Below are 17,483 nucleotides of genomic sequence, written 5' to 3'. Positions count from 1 at the left end.
GATGCTTGTGATTACAAGAGGCTTGGTGGGTCGATGTCGACATACCAGTGTGTCATAGGAACGGTCTGGGTGAGGGCGAGAAGCTTACTCCTTGAGGTAGACTTAATAAGAAGCTGCCATCGATAAGTGTTGTGTTGAAATTCATAGAATGCTGGCACTGGCCCAAGTATCGATACGTCAGGATAATTTTCACGAAGTGCGTGCGCGAGGGCAGCGGCATGTTTGACGGCAGATGACTCCGTTTTATAAACGCACGTGAGCTTTAGAAGGAAAATAAACGGGGGGAATGCGTCATGACGACGACGCGCGAGCTCATAATCGTAAAAACGCTCGTAATCCTGCATAATACCCAGTTGTACGGCTGGAGCATCTGGCTGGTAACTTTGAACAATGACCGATGTTGCGTGCGACGAGCGACCAACGCGACCCACTACTTGTGAAAGTAATTGGAATGTGCGCTCACTGGCTGCATAGTCTGGTAGTGCTAGCCCAGCATCTGCCTGGACAACCCCAACAGTACGTAAGTGGGGGAGATCGAGACCCTTGGCAATCACCTGTGTGCCAACAATGATGTCGATTGTGCCGTCGTATACGGACTGATAGCTTTTGGCGAGCGTCGCGTCGCTCGTAGAGTCACCATCAAATCGAGCGATAGTACTAGAGGGGAATAGTTTGCGCAGTTCACTCTCAATTAACTTTGTCCCAATACCCCGGTGAATAATGTTAGTATGATGGCACTGTGGGCAGGATGTTGGAACTCGAATGGCTTTAGCGCATATGTGGCAAATGAGCTTGTGTAAATCACTGTGAAGTGTCATAGGGATTGTGCATTGATCACAGAGGGCTGACCACCCGCATTCTTCGCACAGCGTGATGCTAGCACTGCCGCGGCGATTGTGAAAAATAAGTACTTGTTTGCCATCTTTTAGTGTAGATTCTACTTGCTTGAGCAGCAACTGCGATAAAAACCTGTGACTACCAAATGATGAGCGCTTTGTCATATCAACTAGTGATGCAGAGGCTTTTACAGCGCCAGGCTGAGCAATCTGCGGCAGCGAAACTACCGGACGGCCTGCGGCTCGTGCTAGGTAAAGCTCACTCACGAGGGGAGTAGCCGTGCCCTGAACGACGCGGGCATTGTGCTGGGTAGCAAGGACGCTCGCGACTCGAAGCGCAGAGTATTTCGGTGACTGGTCTTGGCGGTAAGATGGTTCGTGGGCTTCGTCAATAATGATAGTGCCGAGGCTTTTGACAGGAGAAAAAAGAATAGAGCGTGGTCCAATGATGACCACCGGCTCAGTCGACTGTAGGATACGCGTCCATAAACGGTGGCGCTCGGCTTCAGTTTGAGCTGAGTGTGAAACAAGCACGGTGGCGAAGTGGTTGGTAAAATCTGCAACAAGTTGAGAGGTAAGGGCGATTTCGGGTACGAGGACAAGTGCGGATCTGCCTTGCTTTAGGCAATCGCGCACAAGCTCTATATACACAGCAGTTTTACCGCTTCCGGTAACACCGTGCAGTATGCCGGTGCCAGGCGACATGGTAAGAAATATTTCAACTGCTTTTTGCTGAGATTTATTGAGTACAAAATTTGTTCGATTCCGATGAATTACAGATGAAGAATGGACAACTTCACGTCGTTTTTTGGTGATACCGCGTGGAAGCATTGCTTGTAAAACCAAAGCCAAATGTGATGAATAGTACGAAGCTATCCATTCAGCGGTCGCTACTAATGACCAGGGTAAAGTGGGTAGTGGAAGTGGCGCGAGTGGTTTTGTGGCATATACTGGCCGTTTGACTACTGCCATGATGATACCGACAAGTTGCTGCTTTCCAACGGGTACAACAACAAGCTGGCCTTTTGCTAACCTGGAATCGTAGTGATACGTGAATACTGCCTGATCTGGTCGAACGATTTTGGTTGGTGCTACCTCGTAATAATACATAGCTCCCTAATTATACCTGTATTTCTGTGTCGAAGACTGCTACTATAAGCATATGTATTTTGAGAGCAGGGCACAAGCTGGGCAGATGTTAGCTACTCAGCTATTAGAAAGATATCGCTACGAAAACTGTGCCGTGGTGGCGCTCAGCGATGGTGGCGTGTTGGTTGGTGAGCAAATTGCTTCGCAGCTTCACTGTATTTTGACGATGCTTGTGACTGAGGGGATAGAAGTTCCTGGTGAAAGTACGAGCTTTGGTGCCGTATCGCAGGCAGGTAACTTTACCTATAACAGCGATTTCTCGGCAGGTGAGATAGATGAGTATACTAGTGAGTTTCACGGCTACTTAGAAGATCAGAAACGCCAAGCATTTAATCGAATCAATCGTCTTATTGGTGATGGCGGATTGATTGGCAATGATATGTTGCGCGAGCGCGTCGTGATACTCGTGGCCGACGGATTCAGTGATAGCGCGGTTCTTAGCGTGGCACTTGATTTTCTAAAACCAATTCGTATATTACGACTAGTAGTGGCTGCCCCTGTAGCGACAATACCTGCTGTCGATAGAATTCATATGATTGCAGATGAAATTCATGTGCTTGATGTGAAGGAGAACTATATGGGAACGAACCATTATTATGAAGATAACGCTGTGCCATCGCACGAAGAAACCATCGCGAAGATTAATCAAATTGTGCTAAATTGGCGCTAAACGGACTTGCAAATGCTTGGCGGTAAATGTAGAATAAAAAGCAACAGTATTCAGGGAAGTGGACAGGAAAGGGTTCGATGTTAGACGTTTTTATCACATCTAGGGTGCGACGAAAAATTGTGGTGGTATACGCCAAATATCCTGATTTTCACACCCATGTGCGTGGTCTTGCCAAGCTTATCAAGGAAGATCCGGGTAATATTCAGCGTGAATTAAAGCGACTCGAAAAAGTTGGGTTTTTGCTTGGTGAGAAGCAGGGGAACACCAAAATATACTCTACTAATAAGCAGTTCCCGATATTCAAAGAACTGCAAAGTATCGTTATAAAGTCTCAGCAGCAATCAAGTGCCGGGCGGCCAAAGCGCACAACTACTGATATTCAGTCATGACGTTGTTCGAGCGGATTCTTGAGGCGCGCGGGTTTGACGAACAAACGCGCGATATTTTTTTGCACCCTCGCTATGAAGATGGACACGACCCGTTTTTACTGCCCGATATGACTAAGGCGGTTGAAAGGCTGGTTCGAGCGCGCGAAGCTCAAGAACACATCACTATTTACGGCGACTACGATATCGATGGGCTCACCGCTACCACAGTGCTAGTAGATGCACTCGCTGCGTTTGGTTTCCGACATGTCACTACATTCATCCCTAATCGATTTGTCGAAGGCTACGGCATGACGGTTGCGGCGGTCGAACGAATTGCACAGGAGGGCACGCAGCTCATCATCACTGTTGACTGCGGTAGCATAAGCGAGCGCGAGATTGTGAGGGCGAAGGAACTGGGCGTAGACGTAATTGTGACCGACCACCACAACGTAGTGCCGACGCAGCCACCGGCAGTGGCGGTGATTAACCCAAAGCGGCTCTTGCAAGACTATCCTAAACGCTACCAAAACCTTCGACTTATGAAGCAAACACCAAAAAAGCCACTCTATCCATTTCTCGATTTACCAGGGGTGGGGGTGGCATTTAAATTGGTGCAGGCCTTGCAGACACGGCTGGATGGCCTCGCATATGGCCAGGAAAAATGGCTGCTTGACCTTGTGGCGCTGGGCACCGTGTGTGATGTGGTGACACTCGTCGATGAAAATCGTACTCACGTGTACTGGGGGCTAAAAGTGCTCGCCAAGACTCGACGTCCAGGACTGAAGGCACTGATGACAGTAGCGGGTGTCGAGCCGCATACCGTTAACGCGCGAGCATTGGGGTTTGGGCTAGGCCCGCGGATGAACGCTGCGGGGCGACTAGAAACGGCACGCATTGCCCAGGATATGTTGCTAGCGAGCGACGGAATGAAGGCGCTTGAACTAGCTCAGGAACTCGACAGGCTCAATGCCAAGCGCCGGGCTGACCAAGATGTTATCGTCGCTGGGGCTGTGAAGCAGGCCGAAATGTATGAAGACCAGAGCGTGCTTGTCGTCAGTCATGCGGACTGGAACCACGGGATTGTAGGGATTGTGGCGGCGAAATTGCTTGAAAAGTATAAAAAGCCAACCTATGTGCTACAAGAAATGGGTGATGAGTCTAAGGGATCGGCCAGAAGCTACGGCGATTTTAGTGCTGCCGATGCAATTCGGGCAAACCAACACCTAGTTACTAAGGGGGGTGGGCATAAGCTGGCAGCAGGAGTGACATTGCCGACAGCCAATATTGAAGCATTTCGCAAAGGCGTTAATGACTACTTTGCATCGCTCAAGCTTCCTACGCAGCCACCATTACTGCTGGCACGAGCCGATGTAACTGTGGCTGATTTTACAGAAATTAACGAAGCATTAGTGGAGCAATTGTCGAGTATGGAGCCGTTTGGCAATGGCAATCCGGAGCCAATTTTACGTGCCGATGCCGTGACAGTGACGGCTTGTCGAAGTATGGGCAGCGACGGACAGCACTGTAAGCTTGAGGTGGAAGATAAAAACGGCAGGCGACTACAGCTGATCGCGTTTCATGCCGAGAAAGACTGGTATGCCGAACTTGGCAAACGGGTAGATGTGTGGTTTACGCCACTTATTAATGAATGGCGCGGCGTGCGGAGTGTCGAAGGCAGGCTGGTTCGGCTTGAACACGGCTAAGCTTGCATATCCTGGCAAGGTATTCGTATAATCACCAACTACTGCACATCGACAACAAGGGAGTAAATGCGTGGGAATGCAGGTGGCTGGACACCATGTGCTGGCGCAGGTGCGCGAAGTTCCAAGCTTCGAACAAGTGCAAGCCGCAGTCGATACGGGAGCAGCTGTCGCACTTGGCATAGCTTGTTACTGCGACTGTGTAGAGTCATACGCAACCATTGAGCTACATAACCTGCGCGACACATATGAAGCCGATAGTGGCTATAGCTTTACGGGCAACTACCTGTCGGCTGCCGTGCACGATGGCTGTGATGCGAATGTGGTGGGGCTGCTGACAGCCGAACGAGGAGTTTGTCGCGTGGTAGTCCATACCGATACGAGCAGCGTGGATATCGACTTTCATGTGTACATGTCGTTCGTCATCGTAGAGTGACGCCCTAGATATGCAGTCACCCAAAAGCCCGCACCATGAGAGGTGCGGGTCTATTTATTTTTGGCAGAATTACTTGTGAGATTTTCGGTCTGCAACCGGGACGTATGGTCTCTCTATCTGCATGCCCTCAAGTGGATCGTCTGGACCCGCGTCATCTTGGCTTGCACCATAGTCATTGCTATCGAAGGGCACATGTCCTTCGTAGTCACGTATATGAGCAGTATCACGGCGGAAGCGATCGTAGGCATTGCGTTCTTCGCGAAGAGCATCACCATCGGTAGGCTCGAGTGACTGCAAATACTCATCCTTTGGCGTATCGTAGTTGTCAGGATGTGTCGCACGGTTGGCCGCTTCAGCTTCACGAGCCATTTCGGCTGCCTGCTCTGCAATGAGAGTATCTAGCTCGGCTCGGCGAGCAGCTTCAGCAGCTGCTTTATCTTTGGCGGTAATTTCTTCAGGGGTGGGGACATAGGCTTTTTCCACACTGGGTGCAAGGCGCTGTGAGGTCGGTTTAGGCACAACAAAGTCTGCAACTGAGCTAGCTGTAGCAGGAAGAAGTGCTTCTTCGGCGGGTGCTTCAAGCAGGGCAGCAGGTCCTTCTTTGCTTGTAAGACTAGCTGCAACTGCGGCGAGACCGCGGCGGGCCGAATCTGTGTTTGGTTTTGGTGCGAAGTCACGCTTATTTTGCTGGCGGGCGGCAATATTACGTAGTTCTTCTGATGAAATTTTTATTTTACTCATGCTTATTATTATGCACACTTTGGCCAAAATGTCAATAGCGCTCGTGCTTCTGAAATGATGGATAGTGTTGCACAGATACACACAATCTGTTACAATACGAGCGATATGGTACAAGTAACCCGTAAAGATGAACGCGAAGCGAACGAAAACATCATTCGTCGTTTCAACCGCAAGGTGCTGCAGAGTGGTGTGCTCGCTGAAGCCAAAGCTTCGATGCGATTTGCCAAACCACTTAGTAAGCCTGAGCGTCGCGCCAAAGCGATTATTCGCAAAGAGCGCAAAAACGATAAATTGGCCAAGATGCGCCTAGGGATCCGCTAAACGGTGGCTCTCAAGGAGCGAATTGCAGATGAAATGAAAGCCGCCTTGCTAGGCGGCGATCGTTTTGTCGGTGAAACATTGCGCAACCTAAAGGCAGCGATTTTGAGCGAAGAAGTGGCGCAAAACAAGCGAGATACCGGGCTTGGCGACGAAGAAATTGAAAAAGTGATTGCGCGTGAAGTCAAAAAACGCGACGAAAGCGCCAGACTCTACCGCGAGAACAATCGACCAGAGCTTGCCGAGCCTGAAGAAAAAGAAGCTGAAGTACTAAAACAGTATTTACCACAGCAGCTAAGCGACGGAGAAATCCGCACAGCAGTAGTAAAGAAGCTTGAAGAACTTGGTGTCAGTGGCATGGCGGCGATGGGCCAAGTGATTGGCGCCGTCAAGCAGCAGCTGGGAAATGCAGCTGATGGCGCAACGGTTGCGCGTATTGTTAAAGAAGAATTAGTAAAATAGCCAAAAAGCGAGGGGACGACACGATGATTTTGCTATTTGGACCAACCGGTGCAGGAAAGAGTATGCAGGGCCAAATGCTGGCGGTGCGGATGGGCTGGAAATGGCTAAGTACTGGCGAGATGCTCCGTCAGAGTAGTGATCCGGCAGTGATTGCTACTCTGCAATCAGGCGAACTTGTAGGTGATGAGCTAACCTACCAGGTATTTGCCGACGCCGTGAAAGAAGCGCGGGATAAAAAGTACCCAAACATCATTATCGATGGTTTTCCGCGCACCAAGGAACAGGCGGCATGGCTAGATGGTTATATGGCGCAAACTGATGAGAAAATTGACACTGTGATTGTGCTTGAAGTGCCAGAGGGCGAGATTATGACGCGACTTGAAAAGCGCAAGCGTATGGAAGATACTCCGGAAACAATCGCTAAACGCATGGCGATTTATCGACAAAAGATGTACCCGGTGCTAGGAATTTTTGCCGAGGCGGGGGTGCGCATTGTGCACCTTGATGGCACCGGTACTGGCGGTGAAATTCATGATCGTATTTATGCTGAAGTGGTGGAGGCATGCCAGCTTTAATCACAGGCCATAAAACACCTGAGCAGATTCAGGCGATGCGTGAGGGCGGAAAAATTCTCGCTCGCATATTTGCTGAGCTCCGGGCGTATGTAGGCGCGGGAAAAACTGGCAAAGATGTTGATGCATTTGTCGCGCAAAAAATAGAAGATTACGGCGCAGAGGCAACCTATAGGACTGACGAAGTAAGATTCCCAGGTGTAATCTGTATTAGCAGTAATGATGCGATCGTTCATGGCGTACCGACCGATGAACCGTTTGAGAAGGGCGACGTTGTGGGGTTTGATCTCGTTATCACCTACCAAGGCATGAAAGTTGACGCAGCATTTACGATGGTGGTTGATGCGTTGCCGACCGGTGCGGTCAAGCATTTGTTGCAAGCCACAGAGCGTAGTTTGTACGCGGGGATCGATGCTATTAAAGGTCCGGTGTATAGCGGTGATATTGGTGCTGCGATTGAAAAGGTGCTGAGCGGAGCAAAGCTGGGTATTGTTCGCGAGCTAGTCGGGCATGGAGTAGGGTTAAGAATGCACATGCCACCCGACATACCTAACTATGGGAAAAAAGGTACCGGTGTATTGTTACGTCCAGGTGAGACAATTGCAATCGAACCGATGGCGACACTCGGGGGCGAAAACATTGTGGAGCAAGAGGACGGCTGGACGTTTGCCACGCGTGACGGTAGTCTGAGTGCTCACTTTGAACATACCGTCTTGATAACAGATAAGGGTGCGGAGATTTTGACGCGGTAGTCGGAGTGCGCGAGGTACTATGGACGCAGGAGCAGCAGGAGCGTCTATTTGCAATTGTGGGCCCGGATGATCCACTTTCGCTACTGGCCATTACCCAAGATGTTGCTCTGCCCGACGCAGCTCGAGAAGTAATTGCAGATATTGAGTACCCGATACGTGTTTGCGAGCCAGTCGATATGCGTAAACTACTCGAAAACCAAGGAGGAGAATTTGACCCCGAGGTAGCACGGAATCTCCATATCAGCCTGATGAGAGCTTGCGAGTTAGCAGAGTTGGTACAAGGGCTTGTAAGAAGTGAGCCATTTAGAAGTCTGACGATGGAAGAATACAGCCGTCTTCAGCGTGATAGTACGTGGCTACGCTAGTAGCAGTAGTGGTTATGGTATAATACTTTGCATATGCAGGAACAATCTAGGTACGCAGTTGGCATTGATATCGGCACCACTACTGTCCGCGCAGTAATAGGTCATATTGATCCGACGACCGGCACTCCCACTATTGTTGGAGTCGGCGAAGCAGCTAATACAGGTATGCGCAAAGGTACTGTCGTCAATCTTAATGGCCCCGCTCAGGCGATTGATGAAGCACTTGGTGAGGCTGAGCGAATGAGCGGTTATGAGGTCAATGCGGCGACGCTTAGTATAAACGGCAATCATATTGTGAGCACAAAGTCTGACGGTATGATAGCGGTTGGAATGGCCGACCACGAAGTAACAGATGATGACTTGGCACGGCTCGAAGAGGTTGCTACCACTGGTAAAGTACCGCCAAATCGTGAGATCCTAGAGGTTGTACCGTTTAGTTATACGCTTGACGGTCAAGGCGGCATAAAAGACCCGATCGGTATGAGTGGAACGCGTCTCGAAATTAGTGCGAACGTGGTTTCAGCTATGGGACCATATGTTGCTAACCTACAAAAAACTGCCGAAATGGCGACGGTAACCAGTCACGCCTGTGTACCGGCCGTTATGGCTGCTGCCAAAGCGGTACTGGTGGAAAGTCAGATCGAAAGTGGTGTGGCGGTTGTTGATATAGGTGGTGCGACGACAGGTGTGGCGGTATTTGAAGAAGGTGACTTACAGTATGTCGGTGTGGTTCCGGTAGGTGGCGCAAATATTACCAACGATCTTGCCATAGGATTAAAGACCGATCCGGCAATTGCCGAACAGGTCAAAATTTTGCATGGTTCGGCCGTACCTCGCAAAGACAATGAAGGCGTCAGCATAAAACAAGACGGCGAAATATATTCATTCCAGACAAGTGACATCGACGAAATCATTGGCGCGCGTTTGGAAGAGATTTTTGAGGCTGTAAATCATGAACTGAAAAAAGCGGGGCGAGCTGGTCAACTGCCAAGTGGTGTCGTACTTACGGGTGGTACGGCGAAGTTGCGCGCAGTCGCCGAGTTTGCAAAGGATCAGCTAGGGCTCGCTGTGCGCGTCGGCAAACCGGCCGGCTATGCTGGTGTGGCCGACCATATTGACGAACCGCAATTTGCTGCAGCTGTTGGTTTAATGCTTATAAATGCCGATGATAGCCGCACACCACGCAGTGAACCAAAACAGCGTAGCAACGGAAAGTCAGTCATGAAAAGCGCTGGCGGTTTGTTATCTGGAATTTTAGGAAAATTTAAAGTATAGACTACTAGGTATTCCCGAACAAATCCTGTATACTAGAACAAGATAATTATTCGATATGCACATGGGGAGTAGGATAAATGCCTGAAGTTAAACCAAGTGAAATACAGACGTTTGCCAGCATCAAAGTAGTTGGTGTGGGTGGCGCTGGCGGCTCTGCCGTTAACCGTATGAAAGACGCAGGTCTGGTTGGGGTGCAGTTCATAGCTATGAACACTGATGCCCAGGCGCTCCATAACAGCAAAGCGGATGTTAAGATCCATCTTGGTCATAACACGACCAATGGACTGGGTGCCGGTGCTGACCCATCAGTTGGTGAAGCCGCCGCGAGGGAATCGATAGACGAAATCCGTGATGCACTTTCGGGTGCCGACATGGTATTTGTGACGATTGGTGCCGGTGGCGGAACTGGCAGCGGTGCTGGTCACGTGGTGGCAGAACAAGCGCGTGAGCTAGGGATTTTGGTTGTTGGTGTTGCCACAAAACCATTCAGTTTTGAAGGAGAAAAACGTCGTACCAATGCAGAATGGGCGATCGCACAGCTAGGCAAACAAGTAGATACTCTCATTACCATTCCGAATGATCGACTTCTCCAGACAATTGACCGTCGTACGCCGCTGCTTGAAACCTTTAAGATTGCCGACGATGTGCTGCGACAGGGTGTGCAGGGTATCTCGGAGCTTATTACTGAGCATGGACTGATTAACCTCGACTTTGCTGATGTGAAAGCGATCATGAGTAACGCCGGTAGTGCCCTCATGGGCATCGGTCGTGCAAGCGGTGACGACAGGGCTGCGCAGGCTGCTCAGCAAGCTATTGAGAGTCCACTTATCGAGGTATCAATCGATGGCGCCAAAGGTGTTCTATTCAATGTTACGGGTGGCTATGACATGAGTATGAGTGAAATCCAAGAGGCTGCCGAGATTATCACCAGTGCAGTGAGTCCTGATGCTAATATTATCTTTGGTGCTACACTGAAGCCCGAACTTGAAGATGAATTAATCATCACGGTTATTGCTACCGGATTTGATAGTGCCTACTTCCATCAGCAGGTCGCTGATCTGGAGCAAAAAGCTGATACTCAAAAAAATGAGAGTATCGACAAGGCAGTTGACTCAATCGATATGGAGCTGGCGAATAAAGATGCCGCTGCTAGTTTTGCTGAGGAGCCGGCAAGCAATATTTGGACACAGCCAGGTGACGAAGACGATGACGATACGCCAGCTTTCTTACGTCGTCGCAAGAAGAACAAGCAGTCTGACGAATCCTAGAAGGGGTAAGATACGCCATGGTACAAAACTACAAAATAGGTGACAGCCGCGTGCTTGAGTCGCGTGAATCTGCTGATGGAATCACTATCCGCCGCCGTCGCGAGACGATGGACGGGAAGCACCGCTTTACAACCTATGAGCGCATTGAGCATCCAAATCTAGCCGTCATAAAAAAGGACGGGTCGCGTGAACTATTCGATCGAGAGAAGCTGCTACAAGCAATCCGTCGTTCGGTCGGTAAGTTTTTCAAGTCAGAAGTCGAAATAGACGGCATCATCACGAATGTCGAAGAGAGACTATACGAGCTAGGCGAAAACGAAGTACCCTCACGGGCGATCGGCGAGTTTGTGCTCGATGAGCTAGCCGCAAAAAATGAAGTTGCCTACGTACGCTTTGCGAGTGTGTTTCATAAATTTGAAACACTGGATGATTTTGTAAAAATACTTGAACAGCGGAAAATCAGTAAGGAAAGAGCTTAGTATGCGATTAGTAGTGGTGTATAAAGATAATACTGATTATGCCCGAGCAGTCCAGATGTTTATGGAAGATTTTGCCAGGCAAACTGGTCATACGCTTGAGGTGGTTGATCCAGAATCACTCGAAGGAATTAGTTTTTGCCAATCGTACGATATTGTCGAATATCCATCGATTGTTGCACTGAGTAGTGATGGCCAGGTGCAGAATATATGGAGAGGCACGACACTTCCAACGATAAGCGAGGTGAGTTACTATGTTACACAAGGTTAGGCATTATTTTACCCACGAAGACAAAAAACTGCGCGATAATCGCTGGATTTTCGCGAGCATGCTGGTTGGGGCTGTCTGTAGTCTTATTGCATCATTAGTGCTTTCGATTGAGGCTGTGGAGCTAGCGGCCAACCCCAGTGCGGTGTTATCGTGTAGTATTAATGTTGTATTGAACTGTGCCACGGTTGGGCTGCACCCGTCGGCACACTTATTTGGATTCCCCAATAGCTTCTTGGGGCTGATTGCTGAACCAGTAGTTATTACGGTAGCAATAGCGGGGCTTTCGGGCATAAAGTTTCCTCGTCTCTTTATGTATGTTGCGCAGATTTGCTATACCCTAGGATTGTTCTTCGCATTCTATCTGTTTGGTATGAGCTATTTTGTCATTGGCGCTCTTTGCCCGTGGTGCCTACTAGTGACGGCAACCACTACATTTGTATGGTTTGCAATTACACGCTTTAATATCCGCGAGAATAATCTCTATCTTCCCAGGCGTACGCAGCAGGCTTTACACGCCTGGACGGAGAAAAGTTACGATAAGGTACTGCTCTTTAGTATCGTTACTATCCTTGTAGGAGCGATCGTTGTAAAATACGGCAGCCACTTATTTTAAGCATAGGCTTTATTTTTTTAAACAAATGCGCTACGATAGGCCCATATCCATTTACTAAGGAGGGATGGGCGTAATGGTTAAAGCAAAAAAAGATGTGAATTATGGGAAAGCCTGGACGGCACTCGCTGTCGCACGTATCACGATTGGCTTCGTGTTTTTGTGGGCATTCCTGGACAAGACAATGGGCCTAGGGTTTGCTACCAAACCAGGAAAGTCGTGGCTCGATGGCGTGTCGCCGACCTCAGGATTTTTGAATTTTGGTGTCAATGCAAAGAGTCCATTTGCTGACTTTTTCCATGGACTGGCTGGGAATGTACTAGTTGACTGGCTGTTCATGCTTGGTCTACTCGGCATCGGTATGGCACTCATTCTCGGTATTGGCCTACGTGTTGCTGCAGTGAGCGGTACGGCGCTGTTGCTCATGATGTGGGCTGCAGAGTTTCCACTTGAGAACAATCCGCTCGTTGACGACCATATCGTATATGCAGTCGTACTATGGGCCGTGGCGTTTGCTCCTCGCAAGTTCAGCCTTACAAAACAATGGCTAGAAACACCGACAGTTAAAAAGAATCCGTGGCTTTGGTAATTGGCTAGACTGAAGGAAGGATACAAAAATGCGGTGAGCAATCACCGCATTTTGCATTTGAAAAATCTATAGTATAGTATGTAGCAGCATGATCACACCATTGGTAATTCCGCCCATCAGGCCGGCAACGGTCAACGATATTATTATCTATGAGTCGGATCTCGGACCATGGCAGACTAAGTCTGGAGGCCAGATGCATGTAATTCTGGCATTTCCCAAGGCGATTCTCGAAACAATGCTGCACGTCGACGACAATGAGCTGAAGTTTGCACCTAAAGTTGAGCTGGGGTTGCGAGCATTTCACACCAAGGGCATTGTCGAGGGAACAGTAGGTGGAAAGCATTTTCACCGTATCAAACAAGAGGTCATATCGTTGTCTTCGGGTAGGGCCGAGTTTTTTATGGAGGACGTCTACGGCGGCTCCAGAAAAATAATTCTCGACCAGCGCACAAGGGCCTTGCTTATACCGCCGTTTGTTATGCATACCTATACCGCACTCGAAGAGGCAGAGCTTATCGGTGTGTCAAATACACTCTATGACCATGACGACCCCGAGACTCATGACACGTATTCGCAAGAAGTGTTTGATCGGCTGAGGGAACATTATTCAGCCCGATTGTGATATACTATGGTCTATAACATTCCTCCATTGGTGGATGAGCAGGTATCAGCTGCGAAGTTAGGAAGAAGAAAACCATTGGGCCAGTAGAACTTCCCGGTATCGGCACGACAGACCGAACAAACGAAGTGCTAAAAAGAATCCCTTTTTAGAAACTGGATGGTACCACCGCTCCCAGCGGCTCCAGTGTCTAGTAAGGGATTTTTAATTGGAGACAGTATGGCACTACTAAAAATATACGCATTACCCGAAAAACAAATAGAGGTTCGCTCGGAGATTGCTCGGTCGATTAAACTAATTGCGGCTGCGGCGCTTAATGTTCCTACCGCACCTACTACCCCAGGTGGGATTGAGACCGTCTTAATAGAGGGATTAGATTTGGTTGGTATAGATTATATTATAGAAATCATAGCCGTTAAACGACCAGATCAACAAACGATTGCTAACAATTTCATCTCAGGATTGAACCAAGTTTATCCAAATAAGTCATTCAGCGTTTACTTTAATAATATCAACGAGCAAGGCATGGCAAATACCGAGAGGAATAAAGTGAGTGATGAACCAATAAGCATGGGTGATGCAATTGCAAGGAGTAGAGATGAAATTTAAAGCAAACACCCGCCGCAAGGCGATCGAATACGAAAAAGATTGGGTGCAGCGGTGGAAGGCCGACAAGACATTTGAAAAGTCGGTTGAGAACCGCAGCAAAGACAACAGCTATGTCTTTTACGATGGGCCGCCGTTCATTTCGGGCAATCCGCATCATGGCACGCTACTCAGTAGTATCGTGAAGGACGCGATACCGCGCTATCAGACCATGAAAGGCAAGCGGGTCGAACGAGTTTGGGGCTGGGATTGTCATGGCCTGCCAGCGGAGCGATTTACCGAGAAAAAACTCGGCATCAACAGTCGCGAAGAAGTCTTTGATTATGGGCTTGAAAAATACATCATCGCCTGCCGCAACAATATGGTCCAAACGAGTGGTGAGTGGGAAGACGTGGTCGATCGCATCGGTCGCTGGGTTGATTTCAAAGGCGCCTACAAAACCATGGACAAAGACTATATGGAATCAGTCTGGTGGGCATTCAAAGAACTGTACGACAAGGGCAAGATCTACGAGGGCGAAAAGGTGCTCATGTACTGCACGCTTGATGCCACTCCGCTCAGTAAGGCAGAAGTCACCATGGATGCCGGGGCGTATCAGGACGTGACTGACCCGAGTGTGTATGTGAAATTTAAGTTAAAAGATGATGCCTCACAACAAAAAAACATTCAGTTAACGCCACACTCAAGAGTCTTATTCGTATGCTGTGAGAATATAGGACGATCACAAATGGCACGAGTCATCTATAACCAGCTTACAGAGAGTGCAAATGCTGATGGTGTCGCAACAGGTTATGGAAAAGAATTTCGTGAAGGAACGATCGCCGAACTTGAGAAAAAGAAGACAGAAGAGCTGGGCAAGGCATATGAATCAACGGCTAAACTTACAATTCTGGAAAAGCTTGGAATTGATATTTCTGATGCTCCTCGAAATAAACTGTCGTCCGATATGATTAAAGGGTACGACTTGATTGTAAATATGGCAGAGCATTGGCAGACGCCAGGTTGGTTGGTTGGGGAGAACGTTATATGGTGGGATATCAAGGATCCCGGTATGGTTGATGATCGGGAAAGCCGACTATTGGCTAGTCGATCTGCTTTTATCGAAGTTGAGAAGCGGGTGAAAGAATTAGTTGATGGCAAAATTGTTGATGATAAGATCAATGAGCCATGCCTACTCGCATGGACGACGACGCCATGGACATTGCCAGCAAATACGGCTGTGGCGGTGAATGAGAAACTGACTTATGTCGAAGTTGAGCAGGGCGGGGAACGTTTGATACTTGCGAAAGAACTGTTGGACAAGGTCATGCGTGATGAAAAACATCACCCGCTTGAGTATACGATTATTCGAGAATTCAAAGGCAAAGAACTTGTCGGGCGATCGTATGAGCCGCTGTTTGTTGATCGCGGCGAGAATGCGCACAAGGTTTGGTCGGCTCCCTATGTCAGCCACGAGGACGGTACGGGGATTGTTCATATCGCACCGGCCTATGGTGAAGAAGACTTTGTACTCGCCAAAGAAAACGGTATACCGATCGTGCATACTATCGATGAGAATGGGCTCTTCACCGAAGGCGATTGGACGGGCGAAAACGTCTGGGCGACCAACAAGACGATTGCTAAAGACCTGCACGAGCGCGGTGTGGTGTGGAAGATTGATTATATTCGCCACTCATACCCGCATTGTCACCGCTGCGGCACGAAGCTCATGTACCGCGCACACCCGAGTTGGTTTATGGACATCGATTGCCAGCGCGAGCAGATGCTCGAGGAAAACGGTCCGATCAACTGGTTTCCGCCGCATGTCAAAAATGGCCGCTTTGCTAAGACGGTCGAGCAAGCACCAGATTGGAACCTCAGCCGCGACCGCTTCTGGGCGACTGCTATGCCAGTCTGGAAGAGCGAGTCGGGCAAGGTAAAAGTTGTCGGTAGCTATGCTGAGCTCAAAGAATTATCGGGTGTTGAGTTAGCGGATTATCACCGACCGTGGATAGACGACGTGACATTTAGCATTGACGGCGAAGAGTATCATCGCATCGACAAGGTGATTGATTGTTGGTTTGAGAGCGGCAGTATGCCATTCGCACAGTTTCACTATCCGTTTGAAAACAAGCAAAAATTTGAAGAAAATTTCCCGGGTGATTTCATCGTCGAATACATCGGTCAAGTTCGCGCATGGTTTTACTATGTCCACGCGGTTAACGTAGCGCTATTTGGTACGCATGCTTTCAAAAATGTTATCGTGACCGGCAACGTGGCGGGCAACGACGGCCGCAAGATGAGCAAGAGCTATGGCAATTACACTGACCCCAATGAGCTGATGGATAAGTTTTCGGCTGACTCTTTGCGCTACCTACTGTTATCGAGCCCACTTCTCAGCGGCGAAGATTTCGCACTGCAGGACAAAGAAGTGGGTGACGTGGCGCGCAAACTCAGCATGATCTGGAATATGTATGACTTCTTCACGCTCTACGCCGAAGCCGACGACTGGCAATGGGATATAAAGAGTATAAAGGAGACTCCTTTATATAGTCGTGGAGAGGTGTTAGAGGGGTTAAAAAATCCGTTGGATATATGGATTATTAGTCGGTTACATCAGCTCGTAGCTGAGGTTGAGAAGCATATGGACGCTTACAATTTACCTGATGCCATGAGCCCGATCTTACCGTTCATCGACGACGCGAGTAACTGGTTTGTGCGGCGTAGTCGTCGGCGGTTTTGGAAGAGTGAAGATGACGACGACAAGGCGATGGCGTACCGCACATTGCACTATGTGCTGGTGAGGCTTGCGTATGTACTAGCGCCATTTACACCATTCCTGGCTGAGGAGTTGTATCACAATTTGACGGGTGATGACGAATCGATCCACCTCAAAGATTGGCTGCCAGCCGGTCGTGTCGACGAGCTCGTCATGAACGACATGGAGACAGTGCGCGGCTACGTCAACGAAGCATTGAGTTTGCGCGCTAAGGCTGGGCTGAAAGTCCGCCAACCACTCTCAAGTGTGACGGTACCGTCACTTGGCGAACATGTTGATTTCGTCAGCATCCTCACCGATGAGGTGAACGTCAAAGAGGTAAAAACTGGCGACGCGGTGAAAATCGACGAGACACTCACCCCAGAACTGAAGCGAGAAGGACTGATGCGTGAAGTCATCCGCTACGTCCAGGCTGCCCGCAAAAATGCCGGACTCAACGTCGATGATCGCATCATACTACATCTTGCGACTGACGATGAAGAGTTAAAAAAGGCAATTGACGAACATGCAGATACGATTCAGGCTGAAACACTCGCTGTAGCATTTGCAGAAGTTACCGAAGGTTATCAAACTGAAGTAAACGTGGAAAAAGCAAAACTGACGATCGCGCTGACAGTGCGATAATAAAAGGAGGCAAAGAGA

General features: G+C 49.0%; 20 protein-coding genes. 18 read left to right on the top strand and 2 right to left on the bottom strand.

Features of this window, described 5'->3' with window-relative positions; all coding sequences use genetic code 11:
• Positions 1-11 precede the first annotated feature (11 nt).
• A complete protein-coding gene (gene priA / locus IPM09_03765; GenBank protein ID QQS21619.1) occupies positions 12-1,946 on the bottom strand; it encodes a primosomal protein N' in 1,935 nt (644 codons plus the stop codon).
• A gap of 52 nt (positions 1,947-1,998) precedes the next feature.
• On the opposite strand from priA, the gene IPM09_03760 reads away from it, so the two are divergent.
• The 4 genes from IPM09_03760 to IPM09_03745 all read left to right on the top strand — a co-directional run bounded on the left by IPM09_03760 (position 1,999) and on the right by IPM09_03745 (position 5,159).
• Positions 1,999-2,655 (top strand): hypothetical protein, encoded by a 657-nt coding sequence (locus tag IPM09_03760; GenBank protein QQS21618.1) that lies wholly within the window; start codon positions 1,999-2,001, stop codon positions 2,653-2,655.
• Between the two features lie 77 nt (positions 2,656-2,732).
• Complete coding sequence (locus IPM09_03755) at positions 2,733-3,044, top strand: winged helix-turn-helix transcriptional regulator (GenBank protein QQS21617.1); 312 nt, start codon at positions 2,733-2,735, stop codon at positions 3,042-3,044.
• Positions 3,041-4,726, top strand: coding sequence for a DHH family phosphoesterase (locus IPM09_03750; protein QQS21616.1), 1,686 nt, complete (start codon positions 3,041-3,043; stop codon positions 4,724-4,726). Before IPM09_03755 ends, IPM09_03750 begins: the two co-directional genes overlap by 4 nt.
• 70 nt (positions 4,727-4,796) lie before the next feature.
• Positions 4,797-5,159: a hypothetical protein gene (locus IPM09_03745; GenBank protein ID QQS21615.1), complete on the top strand. Its 363-nt coding sequence runs from the start codon at positions 4,797-4,799 to the stop codon at positions 5,157-5,159.
• A 69-nt stretch (positions 5,160-5,228) separates the two neighbouring features.
• Here the strand turns inward: IPM09_03745 and IPM09_03740 are convergent, their stop codons facing one another.
• The gene (locus tag IPM09_03740; protein ID QQS21614.1) at positions 5,229-5,900 is read right to left on the bottom strand and encodes a hypothetical protein; all 672 of its coding nucleotides are present in this window, start codon (positions 5,898-5,900) and stop codon (positions 5,229-5,231) included.
• Between the two features lie 105 nt (positions 5,901-6,005).
• On the opposite strand from IPM09_03740, the gene IPM09_03735 reads away from it, so the two are divergent.
• The 14 genes from IPM09_03735 (at position 6,006) to IPM09_03670 (ending at position 17,465) form a co-directional block, all read left to right on the top strand.
• Entirely contained in the window at positions 6,006-6,221 is a 216-nt protein-coding gene (locus IPM09_03735; GenBank protein QQS21613.1) for a 30S ribosomal protein S21, read from the top strand.
• A 3-nt stretch (positions 6,222-6,224) separates the two neighbouring features.
• Positions 6,225-6,680 (top strand): GatB/YqeY domain-containing protein, encoded by a 456-nt coding sequence (locus IPM09_03730; GenBank protein ID QQS21612.1) that lies wholly within the window; start codon positions 6,225-6,227, stop codon positions 6,678-6,680.
• A gap of 23 nt (positions 6,681-6,703) precedes the next feature.
• Positions 6,704-7,255 (top strand): nucleoside monophosphate kinase, encoded by a 552-nt coding sequence (locus IPM09_03725; protein QQS21611.1) that lies wholly within the window; start codon positions 6,704-6,706, stop codon positions 7,253-7,255.
• Positions 7,243-8,004, top strand: a complete 762-nt coding sequence (gene map, locus IPM09_03720; GenBank protein QQS21610.1) for a type I methionyl aminopeptidase — start codon at positions 7,243-7,245, stop codon at positions 8,002-8,004. The genes IPM09_03725 and map overlap by 13 nt, the downstream gene beginning before the upstream one ends.
• 5 nt (positions 8,005-8,009) lie before the next feature.
• Positions 8,010-8,369, top strand: a complete 360-nt coding sequence (locus IPM09_03715; protein QQS21609.1) for a hypothetical protein — start codon at positions 8,010-8,012, stop codon at positions 8,367-8,369.
• A 33-nt stretch (positions 8,370-8,402) separates the two neighbouring features.
• Complete coding sequence (gene ftsA, locus IPM09_03710) at positions 8,403-9,644, top strand: cell division protein FtsA (GenBank protein QQS21608.1); 1,242 nt, start codon at positions 8,403-8,405, stop codon at positions 9,642-9,644.
• A 77-nt stretch (positions 9,645-9,721) separates the two neighbouring features.
• Positions 9,722-10,912, top strand: coding sequence for a cell division protein FtsZ (ftsZ, locus tag IPM09_03705; protein ID QQS21607.1), 1,191 nt, complete (start codon positions 9,722-9,724; stop codon positions 10,910-10,912).
• A gap of 17 nt (positions 10,913-10,929) precedes the next feature.
• On the top strand, positions 10,930-11,391 hold the full coding sequence (nrdR, locus tag IPM09_03700) for a transcriptional repressor NrdR (GenBank protein ID QQS21606.1): 462 nt from the start codon (positions 10,930-10,932) through the stop codon (positions 11,389-11,391).
• Position 11,392: 1 nt separating this feature from the next.
• Positions 11,393-11,659, top strand: a complete 267-nt coding sequence (locus IPM09_03695; protein QQS21605.1) for a hypothetical protein — start codon at positions 11,393-11,395, stop codon at positions 11,657-11,659.
• The gene (locus IPM09_03690; GenBank protein ID QQS21604.1) at positions 11,643-12,272 is read left to right on the top strand and encodes a vitamin K epoxide reductase family protein; all 630 of its coding nucleotides are present in this window, start codon (positions 11,643-11,645) and stop codon (positions 12,270-12,272) included. Before IPM09_03695 ends, IPM09_03690 begins: the two co-directional genes overlap by 17 nt.
• Positions 12,273-12,345: 73 nt before the next feature.
• On the top strand, positions 12,346-12,858 hold the full coding sequence (locus tag IPM09_03685; protein ID QQS21603.1) for a hypothetical protein: 513 nt from the start codon (positions 12,346-12,348) through the stop codon (positions 12,856-12,858).
• Positions 12,859-12,946: 88 nt separating this feature from the next.
• On the top strand, positions 12,947-13,480 hold the full coding sequence (locus tag IPM09_03680; protein QQS21602.1) for a WxcM-like domain-containing protein: 534 nt from the start codon (positions 12,947-12,949) through the stop codon (positions 13,478-13,480).
• A gap of 216 nt (positions 13,481-13,696) precedes the next feature.
• Positions 13,697-14,086: a hypothetical protein gene (locus tag IPM09_03675; GenBank protein QQS21601.1), complete on the top strand. Its 390-nt coding sequence runs from the start codon at positions 13,697-13,699 to the stop codon at positions 14,084-14,086.
• The gene (locus IPM09_03670; protein ID QQS21600.1) at positions 14,076-17,465 is read left to right on the top strand and encodes a class I tRNA ligase family protein; all 3,390 of its coding nucleotides are present in this window, start codon (positions 14,076-14,078) and stop codon (positions 17,463-17,465) included. Before IPM09_03675 ends, IPM09_03670 begins: the two co-directional genes overlap by 11 nt.
• Positions 17,466-17,483 lie beyond the last annotated feature (18 nt).

This window comes from Candidatus Saccharibacteria bacterium, assembly GCA_016700015.1.
In the GTDB taxonomy this organism is placed as follows: Bacteria; Patescibacteriota; Saccharimonadia; order Saccharimonadales; family Saccharimonadaceae; genus Saccharimonas.
This window is presented reverse-complemented; position numbering and strand designations above follow the sequence as displayed.